We start from the raw sequence: 20,998 nt of genomic DNA, 5'->3' as shown, positions 1-20,998 counted from the left end.
TTACGCTTTCGACCGAGCAATTGCACTGGATTCTCGACGGCATCGACATCGATGCAATGGTGCGCCATCCGGTGCGGCAATATCAGGTTGCCGGTTGAAGGCTCTCGAATTGAGCGGTTGACGCGGCGGCATGCTTTCGATTCAAGAATCAGATGAATCGACCCGGCGAACCGACTGTTGAAGAGTTGATGGCGCGCATTGCTGCGCTGCAGGCGCAGAACCGTCAACTCGCCGAACGCGTCAACGCGCATGGAAAAGAGCGCTTACGCTCATTCTCTTTCACATGTCATCCAACCGCGCTTCGCGTTGTCCGCAGTCCGACAATGCCAGATATACACATCGCCGTCTTTAGATCCAACGAATTGTTTTTCAACGTTTTTTCACTTGGCACAATATATGCGGAGTTACCAGAAAAGGCGTCACGAGTGAGGAGAAAGCCTTTGTCGCCCGTAAAACAAATCTCGAATTACACCGTCGTCAAACTGCCAGTAAGTCAGCTGCGACCGACCGAGAAAATCAACTTTGAACGCGCTCGAACGCTGGCCAAGATGATCGCCAAAAAGGAACTGTGGACCCGGCCGATGCTGGTCGAACACCGCCATTCGATGATCATGGATGGTCATCATCGCTATTTCTGTGCCACGGAGCTCGGTTTATCGTCTGTTCCATGCGTCTTGCTTTCCTATGATGATCCAAACTTGCATGTGACCTACTGGTCCGAGCCCGGGCCCGTTGCTGTGGATCGGATCATCCAAGCCGGCCTTTCCGGCGACCTGTTGAGCTATAAAACGACCCGACACAAGTTACAGGTTGCGCTGCCAAGCTGCTCCGTCGATCTCGACGACCTGAGATGAGGGACGATCAATGATCCAGGAATACTCTGGCGACGAACCGGAGCCGCTACTCAGCGAGTGGACGCTCGATTTGCTCAACAGCCGATCCGAACTGGCCGCTTGGGTCGACGGATTCGGATCGCCGTTGCATGTGGTATTTCCAGACCAAGCCAACCGAAATTACCTCCAATGGCGGAACGAGTTGCAGGCAGTCTATCGCGATTGTCAGGTCCAGTTCGCGTTGAAGGCCTGTAAGTCCGCGTCGCTCCTGCGCGCATTCGCTCTGGCTGGCGCTGGTGCTGATGTTTCTTCGGCCCACGAAATGACTTCGGCCTTCATGAACCTAGTTCCAGTGGAGCGCATCTCGATGACAGGTCCGGCGAAGTCCGATTACGAAATCAGTCTGTGCATACGCAATGGGCTAGCTATCCACGTCGACTGCATCGAAGAGCTGAAACGCATTCTTGCACTGGCCGACACGGTAGGAAGTGTCCGCCGTCTGTTCCTTCGGGCCCGTCCCATAAGCGAGCCCGGCTCGCGCTTTGGAATGACCGAAGGTCAGTTCGTGGCCTGCCTGCCGCTACTTGAAAAGGCCAAAGTAGAGCGGATTGGTGTGTCCTTTCATATCAACGACTACAAAGTTCAAACTCGCGCAGAACAGTTGCGCTCCTCCATCGCTTTTCTACGGCGTCTCTGCGCCCATGGCCTGCCCCCCGGCGGCATCGACATCGGCGGTGGATATCCCATGCGGTACCTTCAGAGGTTCGATCCGGCCGCATATAGTCGAGGCGCCCATTGGGCCAGCATGGCAAAACCTGGCAGCTATCCTTATGCTCCGGAGCTTGCCGGGGTGCGTCACGCAGCCGCAGTGATCCAGATCGCCCTAGCGGAGCCGGCAGACCAAGGCTTCTTGGAGCGTCACCGGCTGCCGATCATACTGCAGCCTGGTCGCTCGCTTCTCGACCAGTGTGGGATCAGCGCTTTCAATGTGATTGACGTCAAGGACCTTGGAGACGGTCGATTCGCGGTGGTCCTCGATGGTATGTCCTTTTCACTTTCTGAGACTTGGTTTGGCGCCGATTTCGTGCCTCCTCCGGCGATTCTGTCGCGAGAAAAACGTCCAGCGCCGCGACACAATGCGCGCTATTTTCTGCTCGGACGCAGCTGTCTCGAATCCGATGTCATTCGATGGCGCGCCCTTGCAGTCGAGGGTGGCGTTTGCCCTGGTGATCTCGTCGTCTTCACAAACACCGCCGGTTACCAAATGGATTCGAATGAGAGTTCATTCCACCAAATTCCCTTACCTAGAAAGATTGCCGCCGTCCGGCGATCGTCCGGATGGAAGATCTTGGCCGACGAAACCCCTTCGCAAGGAAGAACCGCCCAATGATCGTCGATAGCGTTCTTGAAACGATTGGACGGACGCCCTTGCTGCGACTTCCTTTGCGAGGCGGTGAGGTCAACCTTTATGTCAAGCTGGAAATGTTCAATCCTACTGGCTCGATGAAGGACCGCATGGCGTTGAGCATGGTCGACAACCTGCCTATCACGCAAAATGAGCCTGCTATCAGTATGGTCGAATCCTCGTCAGGGAATACGGCCAGTGCGTTGGCTATGATCTCCGCCGTGCGCAGACTCGAATTCACTGCCCTCATGGACTCCCATGCAAGCCTCGACAAGATCCTTACTGTTCGTGCATTCGGCAGCAATGTCCAAATCCTTGGCAATGACGATGGCGCGTTAGCCACAGACCAGCGTGACGAGGAAGCCAGGCGGATTGCCATCGAAGAGGATGCTTACTGGACCGAACAGCACAACAACCCCGCCAACGCCGCCGGCTACATTGGGCTAGCGGCTGAATTGCTAGATGATCTCGGCCCGACAATCACGCATTTTGTGTCGGCCATCGGTACCGGCGGATCACTTTGCGGGACCGCCCGTCAACTGAGGCTACATATCCCCGAGGTCAAAGTGATTGGTGTGGAACCTGTCGGAAGTATCATCTTTGGCGGTCAGGGAGGGTACTACCGTCAATCGGGTACTGGTACGCCCGAAGGGGCCAATGTGGGCATTGTGATCGATTACGACGTGATAGATTGGGGCCGAAAAGTGGCCGACGACGAGGCTTTTTCGATTTGCCACTACTTGGCGCGGCGGCATGGATTGCTGGTCGGCGGCTCGACTGGCGGTGCGATCTACGAGGCGCTTGGCGTGGCCCGTGAAGCGCCGGTTGGATCGCGCATCGTCACCCTGGCATGCGACAGCGGGACAAAGTACCTGGACACAATCTTTAATCGGGACTGGCTGTCGACTCAGGATATTCACATAATTGACGTTGAGGCGCAGTTTGCCGACCTTTTCGCGAAAGCACCGGCTGTGCCGCAGCTGCTAATGGCTCCAGACCCACTTGGCCGCTGAATGTTTAGGAAGCGTCGATGAATTTCTGAATCGAGAAGCCCATCTTGGGGATTCCCAAATATTGCGTTGCTTTGTAGAGATTTGGATGATCGATGTCGCCGCGATAAAACTGAGTTATGAGGCGGTTCCCCGGTGCTGGACGAGCGCGATCGTCGTCGTTTTGCGGCTGCGGAAGCGCTCACCGCGGGTTGGCGTGGGATCGCTGCCGTGTCCTGCACATCTGCGAGACCTTCGTCTGGAGCTTGATGCCCGGTCTAAGCTTGCTGCGCGACGATTCCCGTCGCGAAGGAGGAGACAGGCATGAAACAGCGCCAAACTCGTCACCGCCAACTGCTCTCTTCGTGCCCAAGACCCCACCAGCGCCAAACCGAAGCAAGCTGTTGCCTGGTAGGCACGCTGCTGTCGAAGTCCCTCGACGTGTTGGCTGTGACGGAGGTCGGAGATGAAGATCACAGATGCCCCCTGACGCGCGGCACCTGAGGAACATTGTAAAAACGCACCGCAAAGGCAACCGTCGACCGTGAACTATCCGCAAGCTGTTGATCTAGCATGTTGATTGAGGCGGATAGCGGCTTTCGGATTGCAGGATTAGCGGTTTATGGGGGCTGTTTTCCTGCAATTCGTTTTGCGATTCCCTTGTGCTGCGGCGCGTGATTCACTTGGTTTGGCGGCGGCGAATCGAGGGGACGGCGAATGTCCAGGCCACGCGAGAAGCGGGAGACGGGAAAGCAGGATCTGTTCCGCTCCAGGCTCGATCAGATCATCAATATGAAGCACGAGCTGGTGCGGCTGGCGCAGGCGATCGACTGGCCGGTGCTGGAGGAGCGTTTCGGCGCCGTCTATTCGGACGGCCCCGGAATGCCGCCCTTGCCGACCCGGCTGATGGCGGGGCTTGCGATCCTCAAACACACTTTCAACGTGTCGGATGAGGTGCTGTGCGAGCGCTGGGTGGAGAACCCCTACTTCCAGTACCTTTGCGGCGAGGAATTCTTCTGCCACGCGCTGCCGTTCGATCGCTCGTCGATGACGCGCTGGCGCGGCCGCATGGGCGAGGAGCGGATCGTGGCGCTGTTGCAGGAAAGCCTCAGCCTCGCGGTCAAGACCGGGGCGATGAAGCCGTCCGACACGCGCCAGGTGATCGTCGACACCACCGTGCAGCCGAAGAACGTGATGTTCCCGACCGACGCCAAGCTCATTCACCGGGCGCGTAAACGGCTGGTGCGGCTGGCCAGGAAGACGGGGCTCAATTTGCGCCACAGCTATGTGCGGGTCGGCAAGCTGGCGCTGATCAAGCACCAGCGCTATGCCCACGCCAAGCAGTTCAAGCGGGCCAACAAGGCGCTGCGCAGGCTCAAGACCTATCTCGGCCGGACCATTCGCGACATCGCCCGCCAGATTGCCGGCGATGCGGGGCTGGACGCGCTCTTCAAATGGCCGCTCTACCAGGCCGCCACCGTTCTCGAACGGCGTCAGCGCCAGCGCGGCCGCAAGATCTACAGCCTGCACGCGCACGAGGTGGAATGCATCGGCAAGGGCAAGGCGCACATGCCCTACGAGTTCGGCGTCAAGGTCTCGGTGGCCACCACGCTGAAGCGCTCCAAGGGTGGCCAATTCGCCCTGCATGCAAAAGCACTGCCCGGCAATCCCTACGACGGCCACACGCTGGCAAGCGTCATCCCCGATATCGAAGAGACCATCGGCAACGAGATCGGCCGCATCCTCGCCGACGCCGGCTATCGCGGCCACAACGCACCGCAAAACCACAGGTTCAGGGTCTTCACCAGCGGCCAGAAACGCCGCGTCACCCCGGCAATCAAAAGCCAGATGCGGCGGCGGTCGGCGGTCGAGCCGGTGATCGGCCACATCAAGGCCGAGCACCGCATGGGCCGCAACTACCTCGCCGGCCAGCAGGGCGACGCCGTCAACGCCATCCTGGCCGCCGCCGGCTACAACTTCTCCCTCCTGCTCAGGTGGCTGAAGGGTTTTTTGTCGCTCTTGATCGCTCTCTTCCAACTCCGGCCCAAGCCGGTCGCCGCTTAGGGGCTGGATTGTTCACGGTCGACGCAACCAGATCGCCGCTTCAGGCCGCCAAAATCTCCGTGCATCAAGCGGGTTAGATGGTCAATGCCCGTTGCCGGGCCACGTCCTTATGGCTCAATCACGAGGTAGCCGAAGTCACCGTTGCGGACGTGCTCGTAGCGACGGCAGGTCGAGAGCACAGGATCCAGTCGCGATTGATCCAGATAGCCGGTCTCCAGATAAGTTGGTGAGCGCCATCGTCGATTCTGGATGGAGGCCACCAAACTCACGAGTGGGCCAACAACGTCCTCGGAGTCGCAAATCGCTATTGGCGGCATCTGTGGCCTCTCCTCGAGCTCACACGCGGAGTAATCGGCATCGCCGCCATAGGGAACGTTGGCCACAATACAGTCAGGTTCGGGGATGGTCACGTCGTCAACGAAGAAGCTTTCATAAAAGGTGATGTCAACGCCGTGCCGCTTGGCGTTTGTCCTAGCAAGACACAACGCGTTGGGATCTATGTCGCACGCCGCAATTTCAAGGTCCGGCCTTTCGCACTTTAGCGAAATCGCGAGCCATCCGCAGCCAGTTCCGACCTCCAGAATTCGCCCGCCGGAAGGGGCATCGCGGAGGACACGCTCAGCTAGCTCAAGGGCGTAATCATCTGGGATATAGCAACGGCGATCCAGACGGAATTCGCGGCCAAAGAAACTAGCATGCCCGCGCAGGTATGCGTTCGGCTCTCCAAATCGTTTTCTGGTGGCCAAGCGATATAGTCTTGCGTCGTCTCCGCCTGCCAGCCTAAGTATTTCTTCAATTTCCGGATCAGAAACCATATACTTTTTCAGTATAATCAATGCCATCTCTCGTTTATTGCGCTCTTGTGGGATAGCACCACCTTTTATATTTGCGCTCATTTCGTTGTTCCTCAGTTAGAGAAAAGCGTAGGGACAAGAAGTTAGGGAAGGTGGAATTTTGCGTTAGCGATTGCCATCGCCAAAGACCTATCAGAAGACCACCGGCGCTCATAACAAGCATGTATCGTGCCAAACGAAAAAATTCTTTGATACAATGTGTTGGCTTTGAGACCACTATTTCGCATAGCCGCCTTCGTCTGACATCGGACAAAAATTGCTTCCGGAACGCGGCATCGTGCTCGTACACCGTTCGCACAAGGGATTGAATAACCGGGCGGAGAATTCGCATGTGCCGCTGCGAGCGCATGATCCAGTGCTTCCGACTTACAACGCTCCGCATTCGAAATTCACCGCCGCCGCCTCCAGGCCCTGGTGGAGCGGAAGCCGTGACTAGGGTCCGCCGAAATCAGCGCGGCAGGGCGTTGGCACGGATCGTTTAGCGGTCTGAGTTAGGCAGGACGGAACGTCAACAGCCCTTATCGTTTAGTCATTCCTTTCAAACACAATAGCGCCCGCCGTCATGGTATCGAGAAGATAAGACTCAGGGTGGCGAAGTGGCCGGAGTATGAGGCGGGACTTCGTCGGCGTGGCAGCCTGGCCTTGTGGCTGACACCGGATGCCCTGTGCGGATGGCAAGTACCAGGACGCAAGACCCGGGGCGGCCAGCACCGCTATTCCGATCTGGCGATCAAGACCGCCTTGACGCTGTACCTGTTGTTTGGCCTGCGGCTGAGCCCAAGCAGAGACTTGTTCTGTACTGCAATTGATGGGGCTGGCATTCGCTGTGCCCGATCATACCACCTGAGCCGTCGGGCGCAGACATGGCGATCTGCCGGAAAGCGGCCCGAAAATCAGGTTCCACCTGCCGGACCGTTGCATGTTCTGGTGGACAGCACTGGTTTTCAGGTTTACGGCGCGGGCCAGTGGCTGGAGGAGAAGCATGGCGCCAGATCCCGCCGTGGTTGGCGAAAGCTGCATCTGGCACTGCATGCCGATAGCGGCGAGATCATTGCCCATACCATGACGGATCAGCACACTGGCGATGTCTGTCAAGTTGAGCCCCTGCTCGACCAGATTGGTCCGGGTCCGATCGGACGGTTCACTGCCGACGGTGCCTATAATAGACCGCCCGCCTACGCCGCAGTCATCGATCACAGCGCGGGGGGCGACTGTCGTCACTCCGCCTCGCGCTAACGCGGTCGAACCAACCGACGATAGACCTCCCGACCCAAGGGACCGGCATAGCCGCAATCAGCAGAGACGGGCGAATGAAATGCCAAGCTTCCACCGGCCGCGGCAGGCGCGCGCGGGTCGAGATCGCCAGCGGGCGATACAAATCGATCATCGGACCACGGCTGCGGGCTCGGTCGTTTCACGCTCAGCAGACGGAAGTCTGCCATCGGCTGCGCCATCCTCAACCGCATGCTTGCCTGTGCACGCCCCGCAATCCGTTCGCCGGAAGGCAAAGGAAGCGTAGCCCGCGTCATCAAAGATCGAGATCCGCCACGCTCCAGATCCGTGCAACGCCTACAATTGACGCATATATTCGCGCGCCGATCGGAATGAGGTCGTCAGGGAAGTCGTAATCCGGATTGTGCAGGGCAGGCAGGTCCTCGCCCGAGCCGAGCATCATTAACGCGATCTTCGCACCGCGACCGAAATATCCGAAATCCTCCGAACCGCGCAAAGGAAGCGTTCCCGGACCGTGAGCGACGCCGATCCGGTCGAGCGCATCGCAAACAATCGAGGTGGCGACGGTGTCGTTGCGGCAGGTCACGAAAACGTCAGTATAGCGGATTTCGAGCTTGAGTTCGTTCTCCTGCGCAACCTTTCGGGCGAGCGCCTCAACCTTTTCGATCAGCGCCGTCATGCCCTCGTCCGTTAGGGAGCGCAGGGTGGCGAAGAGGTTCGCCTCGCCGGGGGCCACGCCGAAGGCGGGGGCACCCATGTCAGTATGGGTGATCGTGACCAGCGTGAACTCGGGATCGCTTGTCGAGGTGCCGCCCGGGCTGCTCATCGCCGAAAGCTCTGGCATTAGGCGCGAGATTGCCGGCATCGGCGACACACCCGTCTCCGGCTGCGAGGCATGGGCGGTCCTGCCGGTCAGCTTCAGCATGATCCCGCGCGATGCACAGCAGACAGGACCGTCAACGATCCGGACCTGGCCAAACGGGACACCCGGCATGTTGTGGATCGCGAAGGCGAAATCCGGCTTGAGCTCGGCGAAAGCCGCATCCTCGACCACCTTGCGCGCGCCGGATCCATCTTCCTCGGCGGGCTGAAACATTAGGATGACCGCGCCTCTTTGCGGATGCTTCCGGCCGAGAAGGCGCGCCATCGCGGCGATCATCGCCATATGACCGTCATGACCGCATTGATGCCCCTTGCCGGACACGGTGGAGCGATAGGGAATGTCGGCGATATCCTCGATCGGCAAGCCGTCAAGTTCGCAGCGCAGGAGCACCCGCGGGCCGGGCTTGCCGCTGTCATAGATCGCGGCCACGCCGTGGCCGCCAATCTTCGTGAGGATACTGTTCGGGCCGGTCTCGCGAAGCATCGCGGCGACGGTCGCGGCAGTGCGCTCCTCCTCGCCAGACAGTTCCGGATGGCGGTGGAGGTTGCGGCGCCATTCGGTTAGTTTCTTAATATCCGCATTGGTTAGGCTCGGGAGATCAACTTTCATCAAAACGCCTCCGCTGCCTTGCCGTAACGTTCGATCATGCCGAAAAGATCGCGCGGATCGTCCGGATCGGCGAGCATGTCCAGCATATCCTGGCGCGGGTGCTCCTTGAGCAAGGTCTTAAGGTAGCGCAGCGCGCTGAAATCCTCGGTGGCAAATCCGACCGAGTCGAATAAGGTGATTTGTTTGTCGCTGGTCCGGCCGACGGCCTCGCCGGTCATGACCTGCCAGATTTCCGTCACCGGATGGTCTTCGGGAAGCTGCTGGATCTCACCCTCTATTCGAGTTTGCGACGGAAATTCCACGAAGATGTCCGAACGCAGAAGGATATCGCGGTGCAGTTCGGTCTTACCGGGGCAGTCGCCGCCGATCGCGTTGATATGGACGCCGGGACCTACCATGTTGTCGGTCAGAATGGTCGCGAACTGCTTGTCTGCGGTGCAGGTGGTGATGATATGCGCGCCCTCCATTGCCTCCTCGCCGTCCTTGCAGGCGACTACGTCCAGTCCCTTGCCCTGCAAGTTGCGGACCGCCTTTTCAGTGGCCTTCGCTTCGATATCGTAGAGCCGGACGGTTTCGATGCCGCAGATCGCCTTGAAGGCGAGGCACTGGAATTCCGATTGCGCGCCATTGCCGATCATCGCCATCACCTTTGCCCCCTTTGGGGTCAGGTATTTGGCGACCAGCGCCGAGGTGGCCGCGGTCCGTAAAGCGGTTAGGATCGTCATCTCCGTCAGGAGCACCGGATACCCGGTACCGACGTCCGACAGCACGCCGAAAGCCGTCACGGTCTGGCGGCCCGAGCGGACATTGTTGGGATGGCCGTTGACATATTTGAAGCCATAGCTGCGGCCATCGGATGTGGGCATCAGTTCGATGACGCCGTCGGGCGAATGAGCGGCGACCCGGGGGGTCTTGTCGAACTGCGGCCAGCGGCGGAAATCCTCCTCGATGAAGTCGGCAAGTTCGACCAGCATGTGCTCGACGCCCCGCTCGATGACGATTCGCATCATGTTCTCCACGCTGACGAACGGCACGAGGCTCATCGGCCCGGGCTTGGGAGGCGACATGGCAATATTCCTTCTAGACGGGCAGGCGCTCGCTTCACGGACCGACGTCAGGCCGACCAGTTTCGCCTCGGATGATCTGGGTGAGGGGAAGTAGCAGCAGCGTGGCATCCTGTAAACTGTTGACAGTTGACAAACTGAGGGTGGGGGTGTAAACCTCTCCCAATCATCGGGAAGTCAAACCGGCAACCCGTTCCAGCAGAGGGGTGTAGATGTACGAGGACGTCGTCCATCAAATGAAGTCTCCCAACCTCTCCGAGGTAGTTCGCGACGAACTTATCAGGCTCATCACCCAAGGCGCCTTGAAGCCGGGTGCGCGGCTCAACGAGGTTCACCTTGCCAAGCAACTTGGGGTGAGCCGCGGTCCCTTACGCGAAGCCGCCCGCGAGTTGGAAGGGCTGGGCCTGATCACCAGCCGCCCCCGTAAGGGCTTTTGCGTGGCCGACTTCACCGAAGCCGAGATCGTGGACCTATACGAAGTCAGCCTGTGGGTCCATCAGGCGCTGGCCAACGATTTCATGACCTATTCCAATGTCGAAATTTGCCGCATGATCCTGTTAGACGTTGACAGCATCAAGACCGGCAGTGTGCCGGAATACTCGGAAACCCTATTGCAAGTCCGCGAGCGGATAGTGAAGCATGTCCACAACCGCTATCTAGCCGAACATGTATTGTCGCTTTATCGTCGCTTCTACATCGTCGGCGCACTCGTTCGGGCGGACGACAAGCCGGGGCGCATGAGGCGGGTCATCGAAACCCAACGCTCATTCTGGGCGGCGCTGGCGGAACGCGACCAAGCGAAGGCAGTCGAAATCATTCAAGCCGACAGCCGGTACTGGCTGCGGGACATACCGCCGCGCTTTTCCCGTGTGGACGGCCCGCGCCAGGGCCGCGAGTAACGGCGTGAACTCAACCCGCCGACGCTCTGGTCTGAGGTTCGGCGCGGCTGTTGAAAAAGTCGGAGCCAGATGGATTCGATCAGAACACCATTCCGAAGCGGATTTCGGAAGTCCGCTTGAACGAACGGTACGTCCGCAGATGGGTGCGTTTCAATCAGTTTTGCCGGAGAGCACTAACCAGATGGCTTCATGTAAGGCGGCTTTTTGAGATGGCCCTTCAATTCGACACAGTCGTAATTGGCGGCGGCATAGTCGGCACTGCAACTGCCTACTATCTTGCTAGGGCCGGAAAGCGGGTCGCGCTGGTAGAGAAAGGTCGTATCAATGGCGAGCAATCCAGCCGAAATTGGGGCGCCGTTCGCACTCAGGGACGCGACCCAAGCCAAATACAAATGATGCTTGACTGCCTCCAAATATGGCGTGGCATTGAGGCCGAGCTGGGCGAAAGCGTAGATTGGCGTGAGCAAGGCCAGATGCGCGTGAACTATGATCGGAAAATGACGGAACGCTCTGAAGCCTTCATGCCAATCGCCCGCGAGTTCGGCCTCACCACCAGGCTTCTGACGGCCGGCGAGGTCGCCGAATTACTCCCGTACTACGACGCTCGCGACTGCCAGAGTGCGCTTTTCACGCCGACCGATGGCAGCGCGGAACCTGAGAAGGTCGCCCCGGCCTTTGCTCGGGGGGCCTCGCGGCTCGGAGCCACAATATTTGATTTTACCTCAGCAAAGTCCATCGATGTGCGGAATAGTGCTGTCTGTGCAGTCGAGACGGAACATGGCCGGCTTGATTGCGAAACGATCGTGTTAGCCGCGGGCGCATGGACGGGCCGCCTCTTAAAGCCCTTTGCGATTGAGCATCCAACGCTTTGGATTCGCGGGTCTGTTGGCCGTACCGGCGTAGTGCCTATCGAGATGCGAAAACTAGTGGTTTGGGGCAAATGTGCTTACCGACAGCGTATAGACGGGAAGGTGAATATCGCTGTGGCGGAAGATGGCTTCCACGACCTGATGCTTGATAGCTTCGCCCACGGGTTGAAGTTTCTGCCACTGGCGGTGCGTAACTGGCAAAATGTTCGCTTCAGCCTCGGAAAACCCCTGGTACAGAGCGTGATGGGGGAGTTTTCCGATTTTACGACACATCGTACATTAGATCCCCGTCCCGACTGGAAGGGGTTGGCGCGAGCCTCAAAACTGTTTCTGGAAGAATATCCGAGCGCCGGGCCGATCAAGTTCGAGTGCGGCTGGGCCGGTTATATAGACTACATGCCTGATGAGCTACCAGTCATCGATGCTTTGCAAAAGCCTGAAGGCTTGTTTGTTGCGGCTGGCTTAAGCGGCCACGGTTTTGGGATAGGCCCGATCATTGGAAAGACTGTTTCTGACCTAATATGTAAAGGCCGCAGCGACTATAATCTGGCGCCGTTCAGTTCGCGCCGTTTCCGCTAGAGATTGCGGTTGTTCAAGTCTTTTGGTGAACATGCTGGGCGAACGCTTACCTAGTGAATATTACGCATGGCCGGATAACGACAGAGATTGGCAGTATTACTGGCTTCGACGCTGCGCCTGATCAATCAGATACTGCTTCGTCAGCGAGCCGCGGCTACGTCCAGAGACTTCTGGCAAGCGCCGGGCAATGACGGTGCCCAGTTGAGTGATGGCCTTCTACGAAACCTTCAACATTGGAAGTGAACAAATGTCTGAACCTATCCGAGTCATACGCCTGACCCCTGACGGCGATCCCGTCACCGGTATGACACCTTGGGAGCCGATCTCCCATAATAACGTCATTGCCGGTGAACCGAAGGAGCGCAGGCACCGCTTCTATGTAGGGGAGCGTGTTCAACCCGGCCAAGTTTATGTGGGTATCTGGGAAGCAACTCAGTATACCGAAGAACTCAAGAATTACCCTGACGACGAATTCATGTACGTCATTGAGGGTTCAGTCACGATCATCGAAGAGGACGGACGTAAAAATACCTTCGTCAAAGGCGATAGCTTCTTTATGCCGTCCGGATTTAACGGCATTTGGGAGCAGAAAGAGACGATGAAAAAATATTTCATGGTCTTCAGCGCCCGCAACGGCGATGGCCGAGAGCTTTAAGATCACTGGCACGGTACACGACAGTCAGGGTGAGAACGGGATGATGTGTTTGGATTGAAGATTCCTCAGCAAAGGATCTTCGCCCATGACACTTATTCATTCCGCTCTCATCGAGACGTTAGGTTGGCACTTTGCACTGAGCAAGAGGCGTCTTGCGACGCTTGCGGCGCTGATCGCCAGGCTTGCCCAGTCGCGCAGCGTCAACCTTTCGCATCTGGCCGTGCATCTATGCGGTCCGGCGCAGCATGCCTCGAAGTATCGGCGGTTGCAGCGGTTCTTCCAGTTCGTCCGGCTCGACCAGGCCGTGGCGGCACAGCTTGTGGTTTACATGCTCAATCTGGAGCGACCAAAATATCTGGCGCTCGATCGCACCAACTGGAAGCTCGGATCGCGCGACATCAACATCTTGATGCTGGCGATCGTCACAAGGCGCTTCCGGGTGCCGTTGCTGTTTACCCTACTACCGCATCAGGGTAACTCCGACACGGGTCACCGCGTCGCGCTGATGCGCCGTTATCTCAGCCTGTTCCCTGCGGCCTCCATCCGCTGCCTGCTCGCCGACCGCGAGTTCATCGGTGCCGAATGGATGGATTTCCTCAACGAAAACGATATCCCCTTCGCCATCCGCGTGAAGGTCGACATGACCGTCACCCTCGAGGACGGTCGCGCATGGTCGCTCGCCACGCTCTTGCGGCGCAGGCGGGCCCGATGCGCAACCCTCGTCGGGCACATCAACGGCACGGCGGGCACCACGTGCGAACCTCTTCGTTTTGCCGCCAAACGCCTTGGCACTGGCGAATGGCTGATCGTGGCCACCAACCGCCCCGATCCCAAGCAGGCCCTCAACGACTATCGAAAGAGATGGGGGATCGAATGCCTGTTCGGCGATACCAAGACACGAGGCCTCAATATCGAGGACACCCACATCACCAATCCAGAGAAGCTCGCAAGCCTCATCGTCGTCGTCATGCTCGCCATCACATGGGCCTATCGGTGCGCGGCGACAACTACGGTGGCCGGTTCAGCGACGACTATGATGGCCGGTGGGGGATCGCCCGTCAGGCCCGGTCGTAGGGAGGGGCGAAGCCCCGACCGGAGAGCGGGTCTGACGGGCGGGCGCGACAGAAGTCCCTGCGAGGGGGCTCTGATCGGGGCGCGTGGAGTGGTGGTATCGGAGCACCTATCGAACATAGCAGCGATAGGTACCGATGGCTGGCCTCCACATCACCGATCAACAGGTACATCGTTACATGTCTCAGCGTCGTCACCACACCCAGGCCGTTGCGGCCGCCAAGGCCGGTATCAGCGAACGTAGCGCACGCCGGATCGACAAGAATCCGCACCTGCCATCACAGAAGAAGCGCGAGCGGCACTGGCGTACCCGGGCCGACCCCCTGGAACAGATATGGCCACGCGTGGAGGAGCTGCTGAAGATCAGCGGCATCCTCTCCGTCACCATTTTCGAGACTGTGCAGGACGAGTTCGGGGAGGCCGCCGTTCCCGATGGCGTCAGGCGGACCCTCGAGCGCCGGATTGCCCGGTGGCGGGCACTGAATGGGGGCGAGAAGGAGATCTTCTTCCCACAGCATCACGTGATGGGCCGGCAAGGCCTCTTGGATTTCACCGTCGCTGACGATTTGCACGTCACCATCGCCGGCCAGCGCTTCGACCATCGCCTCTTTCATTTTCGCCTCGCCAGTAGCGGCTGGGAGGATTCAGCGGTCGTGCTGGGTGGAGAGAGCTTCACCGCTCTGTCCGAGCACCTGCAAGATGCGCTGTGGAAGCTGGGAGGCGCACCCGCCGAGCTCCGCAGCGACTCGTTATCGGCCGCCTACAAGAACCTCGACGCCGACGCCCAGCGCGATTTCACCCGCAACTATGAAGCGCTGTGCCGACATTATGGCATGACGCCGACGCGCAACAACAAAGGTGTCGCCCATGAGAACGGTTCAATCGAAGCTCCCAATGGCCACCTGAAGCGACGGCTCGATCAGGCCCTTCGCCGCCGGAGCAGCCGCGATTTCACCAGCATCGAGGACTACCGCCGCTTCGTCGATCAGGAGGTGGCCAAGCAGAACCGACGCCGGGCCAGGCTCGTGGATGATGAGCGCCGCGCACTCAAACCGCTGCCGCCGAAGCGAACCACGGATTTTACCCTGGTCAGCGCAGACGTCACGCGCAACAGCACCCTCAGCGTCGACCGTATCACCTATTCGGTACCCTCGCGCCTCATCGGCTACCGGCTCCATGCCCATCTCTACGATGACCGGGTTGAGTTCTTCCTCGGGCCGGACCGGGTGATGACCGTCGACCGGGTCCGCGTCAAACATTCGCAGCGAGGACACAATATCGATTTCCGGCACTTCATCGGCAACCTGAAGCGCAAGCCCCAGGCCCCTGCGCTATCTGGTCTACCGCAACGCCTTGTTCCCCACCCATGCCTATGCCCGGGCATGGCAGGCGCTCGATGCCGCTCTCGACGCCCGGCAGGCCTGCCGCGACATGGTCGCCCTCCTCGATATCGCCGCCAACGGCAACTGCGTCGATGCTCTGGCCCTGCGTATCGAGGCTGCGCTCGATAGAGGCAAACTCCCCGATGTCGCCAAGCTGAGGAGCGAGTTCCTGCCCACGGTCAGAAGCCGTGCAGACGTCACTATTCCACCGCCCGATTTCGCCAGGTACAACCATTTGCTCGCCAACGCACAGGTGCTGTGATGAGCCGGACCAAGGATCAGGCTGCCGCCGTGTTGCCCACCCTGCTGTCGGCACTGCGCCTGCCCAGCATCAGCCGCAACTGGAAGCATCTCACCGACACCGCCGATCGAGATGGCTGGCCCGCGGCCAACCTTCTCGCCTGCCTGCTCGAGATCGAGATGGCCGAGCGCGCCTCTCGACGCATCCAGCGCCATCGCGAACAGTCCGGGTTGCCTGCCGGCAAGACCTTCGCCACTTTCGATTTCGACTTCCCTTCCGGTATCCGAAAGCCCCATTTGCTTTCCCTGGCTACCGGGGAAGGCTGGATCGAAAGCGGCGGCAACATCCTCATTTTTGGTCAGAGCGGCACCGGCAAGACGCACCTGATTGCCGCCATCGGCCACGCCCTCATCGATGCGGTCGCCGCGTCCTGTTTTCCACAACCACCGATATGGTGCAGAAGCTTCAGGCCGCTCGCCGCGAGCTCAGTCTCCCCGCGATGCTCGACAAACTCGACAAGTACGACCTCATTGTCCTCGATGAGCTGTCCTATGTGCGAAAGGACCAGGTGGAGACCAGTGCCCTGTTCGAGCTCATCGCTCACCGATACGAACGACACTCCATCGCCATCACCGCCAACGAGCCTTTCTCCGGATGGTCGGACGTTTTTCCAGGTCCCGCCATGACAGTCGCGGCCATAGACCGCCTCGTGCACCACTCCGCCTTTGGAACCGGATTTTGATTCACTCGACGCATTGATTTGCGCGGAGGCAGTGGATGCGGGGACAGGCTGGTTTCTGGGACATTGATGAAGCGATATGTCCGGTTGAGCGAGGCTGGCGATCCGCTGGAGAAGCTGAACGCGCTGGTACCGTGGGAGGTTTTCCGCAAGCCACTGGCCAAGGCGCTGAAGCGTTCCGATGGCGCGAAGGGTGGTCGGCCCCTTACGATCCGGTGATGATGTTCAAGATCATGGTTCTGCAGGCGCTCTACGGCCTGTCTGACGACCAGGCCGAGTTCCAGATCCAGGACCGACTATCCTTCATGCGCTTCCTCGGGCTGGGTCTCGGAGACAGGGTGCCGGACGCCAAGACGATCTGGCTGTTCCGGGAGCATCTCACACAGGCCGGCGCGGTGGACAACCTGTTCGCCCGTTTCGACAAGCACCTCGGCAAGGCCGGCTACCTGGCGATGGGCGGGCAGATCGTCGATGCCACCATCGTGGCGGCGCCCAAGCAGCGCAACACCGACGCCGAGAAGACTGACATCAAGGCAGGCAAGGTTCCGGACGAGTGGAAGAACAAGCCCGCGAAGCTGCGCCAGAAGGACCGCGATGCACGCTGGACGGTGAAGTTCTCGAAAGCCAAGGTCGCCGAAGAGGGAAAGGCGCAGCAACGCGACATCGCCATTCCCGCCTTCGGCTATAAGAACCATGCCTCGATCGATCGCCGGCACGGCTTCATCCGGGGATGGAACGTCACGAGCGCGGCGGCCTATGACGGCGCGCAGCTTCGCAATGTGCTCAACCGCGGCAACACCGGCTCGACGGTGTGGGCCGACACGGCCTATCGCTCGAAAAAGAACGAGGAGTGGCTGGAGAAGAACGGCTACGTCTCTGACATCCCCCAGAAGAAACCGAAGGGTCGGCCGATGAGCGAGGCGACGTCGCGGGCCAATGGGCGGAGATCGAAAACCCGCGCATTCGTCGAACACGTCTTCGCGCAGCAGAAATCCAGGATGGGCCTGTTCGTGCGCACCATCGGCATCGCCCGCGCCAGGACCAAGATCGGCATGGCCAACCTTGCCTACAATCTCACCCGCTTCGTCTGGCACGAGGGGCAAACTGCGTCCGCATAACGGCGAGTGCGGCGAAAACCGCCGACGCAACGCCGAAATCAATCAGCCATCCACCCAGGCAAGGGGCGAAGAACCTTGTCATAGAGTCAGATGCGGCCAACCGCGCGCGTTTGTCCGCCTTGCCGTTCAAAAACCGCAGTAAATCGATCTGTCCAACCGACGATAGACCTCCCGACCCAAGGGACCGGCATAGCCGCAATCAGCAGAGACGGGCGAATGAAATGCCAAGCTTCCACCGGCCGCGGCAGGCGCGCGCGGGTCGAGATCGCCAGCGGGCGATACAAATCGATCATCGGACCACGGCTGCGGGCTCGGTCGTTTCACGCTCAGCAGACGGAAGTCTGCCATCGGCTGCGCCATCCTCAACCGCATGCTTGCTTGTGCACGCCCCGCAGTCCGTTCGCCGGAAGGCAAAGGAAGCGTAGCCCGCGTCATCAAAGATCGAGATCCGCCACGCTCCGTGCACCAACGTCCGTACACGGCCCTTAACGATCCTCGTTATTCTGCACTCACCAACTCGTGTACCCTCCGTCCACGTTAAGAACCGCGCCGGTCATGTAGCTGGAGGCGTCGCTGGCGAGAAAGTGAACAACATTTGCGATCTCCTCCGTGCGGCCCAAGCGGCCCATCGGCGTGAGTTCGACCCAGGTCGAAATGTCGTTGCTGTTATTGGTCATCTTCGTGGGGATGTATCCTGGAGCGACAGCGTTGACGCGAACGCCTAATTTTGCCCATTTGCAGGCGAAGGTCTTTGTGAGCATGTGCACGCCAGCCTTGCTAGCGTGGTAGGCTGGATCGTTCTGCGGCTTCGTAACGATGAAGCCGCACATCGAACCAATGTTGACGACGTTGCCCGAACCGCGCTCAGCCATCGCCGCGCCAAAGGTACTGCAGCAATAGAACACGCCGTCGAGGTTAACGGAGATCACGCACCGCCAGTCGTCGTCGCTTGTATCTCGCGTCCGCCCCTCGCGTCCGACGCCGGCATTGTTAACGAGAATATCCGGGCAAGGGCCGATCGCTGCGGCTAGGTCGCGCACCGACTGTGGATCGGTGACGTCGCAGCGGAAGGCGCCGACGTCGGGACCTACATCGGCTGCGGCCTTCCTGGTAGCATCCAGGTCGAGATCGGCCACAATGAGCGAGGCGCCGGCCATCCTTAGCGTGTGCGCAATTTCCAGACCGATGCCTCGCGCGCCGCCGGTGACCAGCGCCGAACGGCCGGTAAGGTCAAAACGCTTCATGAAATCGGGATGCATCATTGGCTTTGCTCCTCTGGGTGTGCTCCTCTGGGTTGCCATCTTGAATTCGCTGACGGATACTTGGCTGCGCTGCCTCGATTGGCTCGGTGCCCCAACAGCGACGATCAGACACAACTAGATGCCCTCGCGCATTTCCGGTACCTGGGGGGGATTCGTTGCCCTTGCGGTCCACTTGGTGGTCTCGAGGGCAATCGGTTGAATATCGTCATTGCTTTTCAATCTCCTTAGGGGCACTTGCCCGCGGCAGCAGATATCCCGCCACCGATTGGTCCAGATTAAGAAGAGAAGCTGGTTGGGATCGCCCTCGACGCGCGAGCGCCGCTCCTCCAGAATGACATTGCGCTTCCGGCACCATCACCGCGTCGGTGGATACGAGATGGCGCATCCGGTCAGCTTAGAATTCCATCATCGTCCGGAGCGCCTCCGGCGTGACCGTCTGAAAGTAAGCGGTTTGGTCGGACGAAGTGATGGCGCTCTCCTCACCGCCGATCTCCGGACCTTTGTCCCAAACTCGCCGGCCGGGTGGCTTCTCCGGGTTCTTGAACATCAGATGTTCCAAGAAATGAGCGATGCCAGATTTGCCGAGTGGCTCATCAGCGTTTGCCGACCTTGTACCAGACCATGTGCGTGACAATCGGCGCAAGGTGATCGGGTGACGACCACCTCCATGCCGTTGCTCAGCAGGAAATTTCTGATCTCGGATTCGGCTCGCGGGGCCTCGACGTCCGCCGCTTCCCAGGTCATCAGAGTTTGCAGCGCGACTATGCTCAGGGCAAGTGCACGGATACGCGAAATCATTCCAGCATGGATCATTGGTCGCCCTTCCCAGTTGCCGTGGCAGTGCACCCTTTGCGGAGATCCAAGACCGAACGGTTTGGACCAGTTGCAGAATTGGCGTCCGCCGAGGACAGACCTCTGCATGTGGAACGTCCCGACGCAGGAATGGCTGGACGCAGGCCGTGGCAGAAAGTATTGTGCTAACATCTCTACATTCTCCGCACGATTGTCGATCCGTTGCGCGTTTGCGGATGACACGATGCAATATGCGCGCCAAAGAAAAACTCCCTGGGTTCAAGGCAATAGATTAAACCGACTATGTCGCATGCCCAACATCGTCGTACATTGGACGATGCCGGTAATTTCTGGGGGGCGGATACGGCCCGAGCAGTCCATCCGCATCGTTTGTTCGGAGACAAAACGAAGGCGGTGAATGGACGATTACGACCGAGAGCAGGAACGAACTTGGCGACATCTGTCGGAAGGAGGGCCGCATCGACATGAGATGGGGGCTTGTTGACAGCGACATCGGCTTCTCGATCGACGAGGTCAAGAAGATCATGGCGGCGCCGCAGAGCGCGGTCGTGAACTATGAGGCGGAGACATATTCCCCCTTTCGCCGGATCTGCGCGGATTGCCACATGTCCGGCCGGTCAAGGACCACACGACGCGCCGGATACGGACCGTCTTCGGTATCGTTGAGTTCGTAATCCGCGCCGGATGCTGTGTCGGCAGTGTTACTCGGGCATAGTCGGCGCCTTCGCGCCGCTGAAGGAAATCGGTCCCGATCGAGCGACGGCCGACCTGATGGAATTGACAATGCGGCTGGGGAGCATGATGCCTACCGGCAGGCGGCGAACGTGCCCGCCGATTTCCAGCCCATTGAGGCCACCGAGACGCATGCGACCGTGCGCAAGCGCACCATCATGATCGGCGAGCGGCTCGACGACCAGATCGCGCAGGAAACATGGCGGGCGAGGTTTCAAACAAGTGAACGACGGCAGCTCGAAATGCAGCTTCCTGTGATCGTTGCAAGGAGTTCGTCATCAGCATCTCGGCGGCCGCTATTTCATCACCGGCGGCACCGACCAACAAGCAATCCGAGACCGAACTCTGCATGCACTTCGGCGCGGCTTCGGCGAACTCTCCGTGATTTCGGATGGCGCAGAAATTCCTAAGCGCCTGCCCTGCGCTATGCCGAAACTGATGACCCATATCATCAACTGGTTCCACACATCGCTTTGAAGATGCAGCCCATTCAGCAGATCGCCGATCACATGCCCGATCTCCCCGAAATCGTTTCCTCCATCGACAGAGACGCAGAGCCATGAAATGGGGGGTCTGGCATGGGCAGGTCCATCGCGCGATCCGCGACTTGGAGCGTCTTCTGCCGAGCCTGAAGGATTCGCAGGAAGAAGCCAGGTCCGGATCGCACGGCTTCACAGCCTCGGCGCGCAGCTCCTGACCTGTCC

At 59.4% G+C, this 20,998-nt stretch carries 16 protein-coding genes and 5 pseudogenes; 15 read left to right on the top strand and 6 right to left on the bottom strand.

What is annotated here, in order from left to right; all coding sequences use genetic code 11:
- Positions 1 to 152 precede the first annotated feature (152 nt).
- The 5 genes and pseudogenes from NKH57_RS01845 to NKH57_RS01830 all read left to right on the top strand — a co-directional run bounded on the left by NKH57_RS01845 (position 153) and on the right by NKH57_RS01830 (position 5,291).
- Positions 153 to 854, top strand: coding sequence for a ParB N-terminal domain-containing protein (locus NKH57_RS01845; protein WP_352941199.1), 702 nt, complete (start codon positions 153 to 155; stop codon positions 852 to 854).
- A 10-nt stretch (positions 855 to 864) separates the two neighbouring features.
- Positions 865 to 2,223 (top strand): type III PLP-dependent enzyme domain-containing protein, encoded by a 1,359-nt coding sequence (locus NKH57_RS01840; RefSeq protein WP_352941196.1) that lies wholly within the window; start codon positions 865 to 867, stop codon positions 2,221 to 2,223.
- Positions 2,220 to 3,251 (top strand): PLP-dependent cysteine synthase family protein, encoded by a 1,032-nt coding sequence (locus tag NKH57_RS01835; protein ID WP_352941193.1) that lies wholly within the window; start codon positions 2,220 to 2,222, stop codon positions 3,249 to 3,251. Before NKH57_RS01840 ends, NKH57_RS01835 begins: the two co-directional genes overlap by 4 nt.
- An 85-nt stretch (positions 3,252 to 3,336) precedes the next feature.
- Positions 3,337 to 3,473: pseudogene (locus NKH57_RS33830) on the top strand (ISAzo13 family transposase); the annotation flags it as partial.
- 471 nt (positions 3,474 to 3,944) lie between these two features.
- The gene (locus NKH57_RS01830; protein WP_352941189.1) at positions 3,945 to 5,291 is read left to right on the top strand and encodes an IS5 family transposase; all 1,347 of its coding nucleotides are present in this window, start codon (positions 3,945 to 3,947) and stop codon (positions 5,289 to 5,291) included.
- Between the two features lie 107 nt (positions 5,292 to 5,398).
- Here the strand turns inward: NKH57_RS01830 and NKH57_RS01825 are convergent, their stop codons facing one another.
- Positions 5,399 to 6,187, bottom strand: coding sequence for a methyltransferase (locus NKH57_RS01825; protein ID WP_352941186.1), 789 nt, complete (start codon positions 6,185 to 6,187; stop codon positions 5,399 to 5,401).
- 546 nt (positions 6,188 to 6,733) lie between these two features.
- Here NKH57_RS01825 and NKH57_RS01820 point away from each other — a divergent pair.
- Complete coding sequence (locus tag NKH57_RS01820) at positions 6,734 to 7,381, top strand: IS5 family transposase (protein ID WP_352941184.1); 648 nt, start codon at positions 6,734 to 6,736, stop codon at positions 7,379 to 7,381.
- A 292-nt stretch (positions 7,382 to 7,673) separates the two neighbouring features.
- On the opposite strand, the gene NKH57_RS01815 is transcribed toward NKH57_RS01820, so the two are convergent.
- Positions 7,674 to 8,870 carry an amidohydrolase gene (locus NKH57_RS01815; protein WP_352941181.1) on the bottom strand — a complete coding sequence of 399 codons (1,197 nt, stop codon included), beginning with the start codon at positions 8,868 to 8,870 and terminating at the stop codon, positions 7,674 to 7,676.
- Positions 8,870 to 9,937, bottom strand: coding sequence for an ornithine cyclodeaminase (ocd, locus tag NKH57_RS01810; RefSeq protein ID WP_352941179.1), 1,068 nt, complete (start codon positions 9,935 to 9,937; stop codon positions 8,870 to 8,872). Before ocd ends, NKH57_RS01815 begins: the two co-directional genes overlap by 1 nt.
- A 209-nt stretch (positions 9,938 to 10,146) precedes the next feature.
- On the opposite strand from ocd, the gene NKH57_RS01805 reads away from it, so the two are divergent.
- From NKH57_RS01805 to NKH57_RS01770, 9 genes and pseudogenes are all read left to right on the top strand, one after another.
- Complete coding sequence (locus NKH57_RS01805) at positions 10,147 to 10,833, top strand: GntR family transcriptional regulator (protein WP_352941176.1); 687 nt, start codon at positions 10,147 to 10,149, stop codon at positions 10,831 to 10,833.
- A gap of 209 nt (positions 10,834 to 11,042) precedes the next feature.
- Entirely contained in the window at positions 11,043 to 12,281 is a 1,239-nt protein-coding gene (locus NKH57_RS01800; RefSeq protein ID WP_352941173.1) for an NAD(P)/FAD-dependent oxidoreductase, read from the top strand.
- A gap of 247 nt (positions 12,282 to 12,528) precedes the next feature.
- Positions 12,529 to 12,936 carry a cupin domain-containing protein gene (locus NKH57_RS01795; RefSeq protein WP_352941171.1) on the top strand — a complete coding sequence of 136 codons (408 nt, stop codon included), beginning with the start codon at positions 12,529 to 12,531 and terminating at the stop codon, positions 12,934 to 12,936.
- 85 nt (positions 12,937 to 13,021) lie between these two features.
- Positions 13,022 to 14,251 carry an IS4 family transposase gene (locus NKH57_RS01790; protein ID WP_352941169.1) on the top strand — a complete coding sequence of 410 codons (1,230 nt, stop codon included), beginning with the start codon at positions 13,022 to 13,024 and terminating at the stop codon, positions 14,249 to 14,251.
- A pseudogene (istA, locus tag NKH57_RS01785) lies at positions 14,145 to 15,651 on the top strand (IS21 family transposase). The gene NKH57_RS01790 and the pseudogene istA overlap by 107 nt, the downstream one beginning before the upstream one ends.
- Positions 15,651 to 15,980: pseudogene (locus NKH57_RS33825) on the top strand (ATP-binding protein); the annotation flags it as partial. The pseudogenes istA and NKH57_RS33825, both read left to right, overlap by 1 nt.
- 101 nt (positions 15,981 to 16,081) lie before the next feature.
- On the top strand, positions 16,082 to 16,372 hold the full coding sequence (locus tag NKH57_RS33820; RefSeq protein ID WP_502907261.1) for an ATP-binding protein: 291 nt from the start codon (positions 16,082 to 16,084) through the stop codon (positions 16,370 to 16,372).
- A 35-nt stretch (positions 16,373 to 16,407) separates the two neighbouring features.
- Positions 16,408 to 17,487: pseudogene (locus NKH57_RS01775) on the top strand (IS5 family transposase).
- Positions 17,488 to 17,697: 210 nt separating this feature from the next.
- Positions 17,698 to 17,878 (top strand): annotated as a pseudogene (locus tag NKH57_RS01770) (IS5/IS1182 family transposase); the annotation flags it as partial.
- Positions 17,879 to 17,996: 118 nt separating this feature from the next.
- Here the strand turns inward: NKH57_RS01770 and NKH57_RS01765 are convergent.
- The 3 genes from NKH57_RS01765 to NKH57_RS33810 all read right to left on the bottom strand — a co-directional run bounded on the left by NKH57_RS01765 (position 17,997) and on the right by NKH57_RS33810 (position 19,562).
- Positions 17,997 to 18,749, bottom strand: a complete 753-nt coding sequence (locus NKH57_RS01765) for an SDR family NAD(P)-dependent oxidoreductase (RefSeq protein ID WP_352941167.1) — start codon at positions 18,747 to 18,749, stop codon at positions 17,997 to 17,999.
- A 394-nt stretch (positions 18,750 to 19,143) separates the two neighbouring features.
- Positions 19,144 to 19,296 (bottom strand): hypothetical protein, encoded by a 153-nt coding sequence (locus tag NKH57_RS33815; RefSeq protein WP_502907260.1) that lies wholly within the window; start codon positions 19,294 to 19,296, stop codon positions 19,144 to 19,146.
- A complete protein-coding gene (locus NKH57_RS33810) occupies positions 19,296 to 19,562 on the bottom strand; it encodes a hypothetical protein (RefSeq protein ID WP_502907259.1) in 267 nt (88 codons plus the stop codon). Before NKH57_RS33810 ends, NKH57_RS33815 begins: the two co-directional genes overlap by 1 nt.
- Positions 19,563 to 20,998 lie beyond the last annotated feature (1,436 nt).

The organism is Mesorhizobium sp. M1050 (genome assembly GCF_040318715.1).
GTDB lineage: Bacteria > Pseudomonadota > Alphaproteobacteria > Rhizobiales > Rhizobiaceae > Mesorhizobium.
The sequence above is the reverse complement of the archived record's forward strand: the minus strand, read 5'-3'. Positions and strand labels throughout refer to the sequence as shown.

Coding starts and splice junctions, on each gene's coding strand:
- NKH57_RS01845 (WP_352941199.1), top strand. CDS start 153: ATGAATCGACCCGGCGAACCGACTGTTGAAGAGTTGATGGCGCGCATT.
- NKH57_RS01840 (WP_352941196.1), top strand. CDS start 865: ATGATCCAGGAATACTCTGGCGACGAACCGGAGCCGCTACTCAGCGAG.
- NKH57_RS01835 (WP_352941193.1), top strand. CDS start 2,220: ATGATCGTCGATAGCGTTCTTGAAACGATTGGACGGACGCCCTTGCTG.
- NKH57_RS01830 (WP_352941189.1), top strand. CDS start 3,945: ATGTCCAGGCCACGCGAGAAGCGGGAGACGGGAAAGCAGGATCTGTTC.
- NKH57_RS01825 (WP_352941186.1), bottom strand. CDS start 6,187: ATGAGCGCAAATATAAAAGGTGGTGCTATCCCACAAGAGCGCAATAAA.
- NKH57_RS01815 (WP_352941181.1), bottom strand. CDS start 8,870: ATGAAAGTTGATCTCCCGAGCCTAACCAATGCGGATATTAAGAAACTA.
- ocd (WP_352941179.1), bottom strand. CDS start 9,937: ATGTCGCCTCCCAAGCCCGGGCCGATGAGCCTCGTGCCGTTCGTCAGC.
- NKH57_RS01805 (WP_352941176.1), top strand. CDS start 10,147: ATGTACGAGGACGTCGTCCATCAAATGAAGTCTCCCAACCTCTCCGAG.
- NKH57_RS01800 (WP_352941173.1), top strand. CDS start 11,043: ATGGCCCTTCAATTCGACACAGTCGTAATTGGCGGCGGCATAGTCGGC.
- NKH57_RS01795 (WP_352941171.1), top strand. CDS start 12,529: ATGTCTGAACCTATCCGAGTCATACGCCTGACCCCTGACGGCGATCCC.
- NKH57_RS01790 (WP_352941169.1), top strand. CDS start 13,022: ATGACACTTATTCATTCCGCTCTCATCGAGACGTTAGGTTGGCACTTT.
- NKH57_RS33820 (WP_502907261.1), top strand. CDS start 16,082: ATGGTGCAGAAGCTTCAGGCCGCTCGCCGCGAGCTCAGTCTCCCCGCG.
- NKH57_RS01765 (WP_352941167.1), bottom strand. CDS start 18,749: ATGATGCATCCCGATTTCATGAAGCGTTTTGACCTTACCGGCCGTTCG.
- NKH57_RS33815 (WP_502907260.1), bottom strand. CDS start 19,296: ATGTTCAAGAACCCGGAGAAGCCACCCGGCCGGCGAGTTTGGGACAAA.
- NKH57_RS33810 (WP_502907259.1), bottom strand. CDS start 19,562: ATGATCCATGCTGGAATGATTTCGCGTATCCGTGCACTTGCCCTGAGC.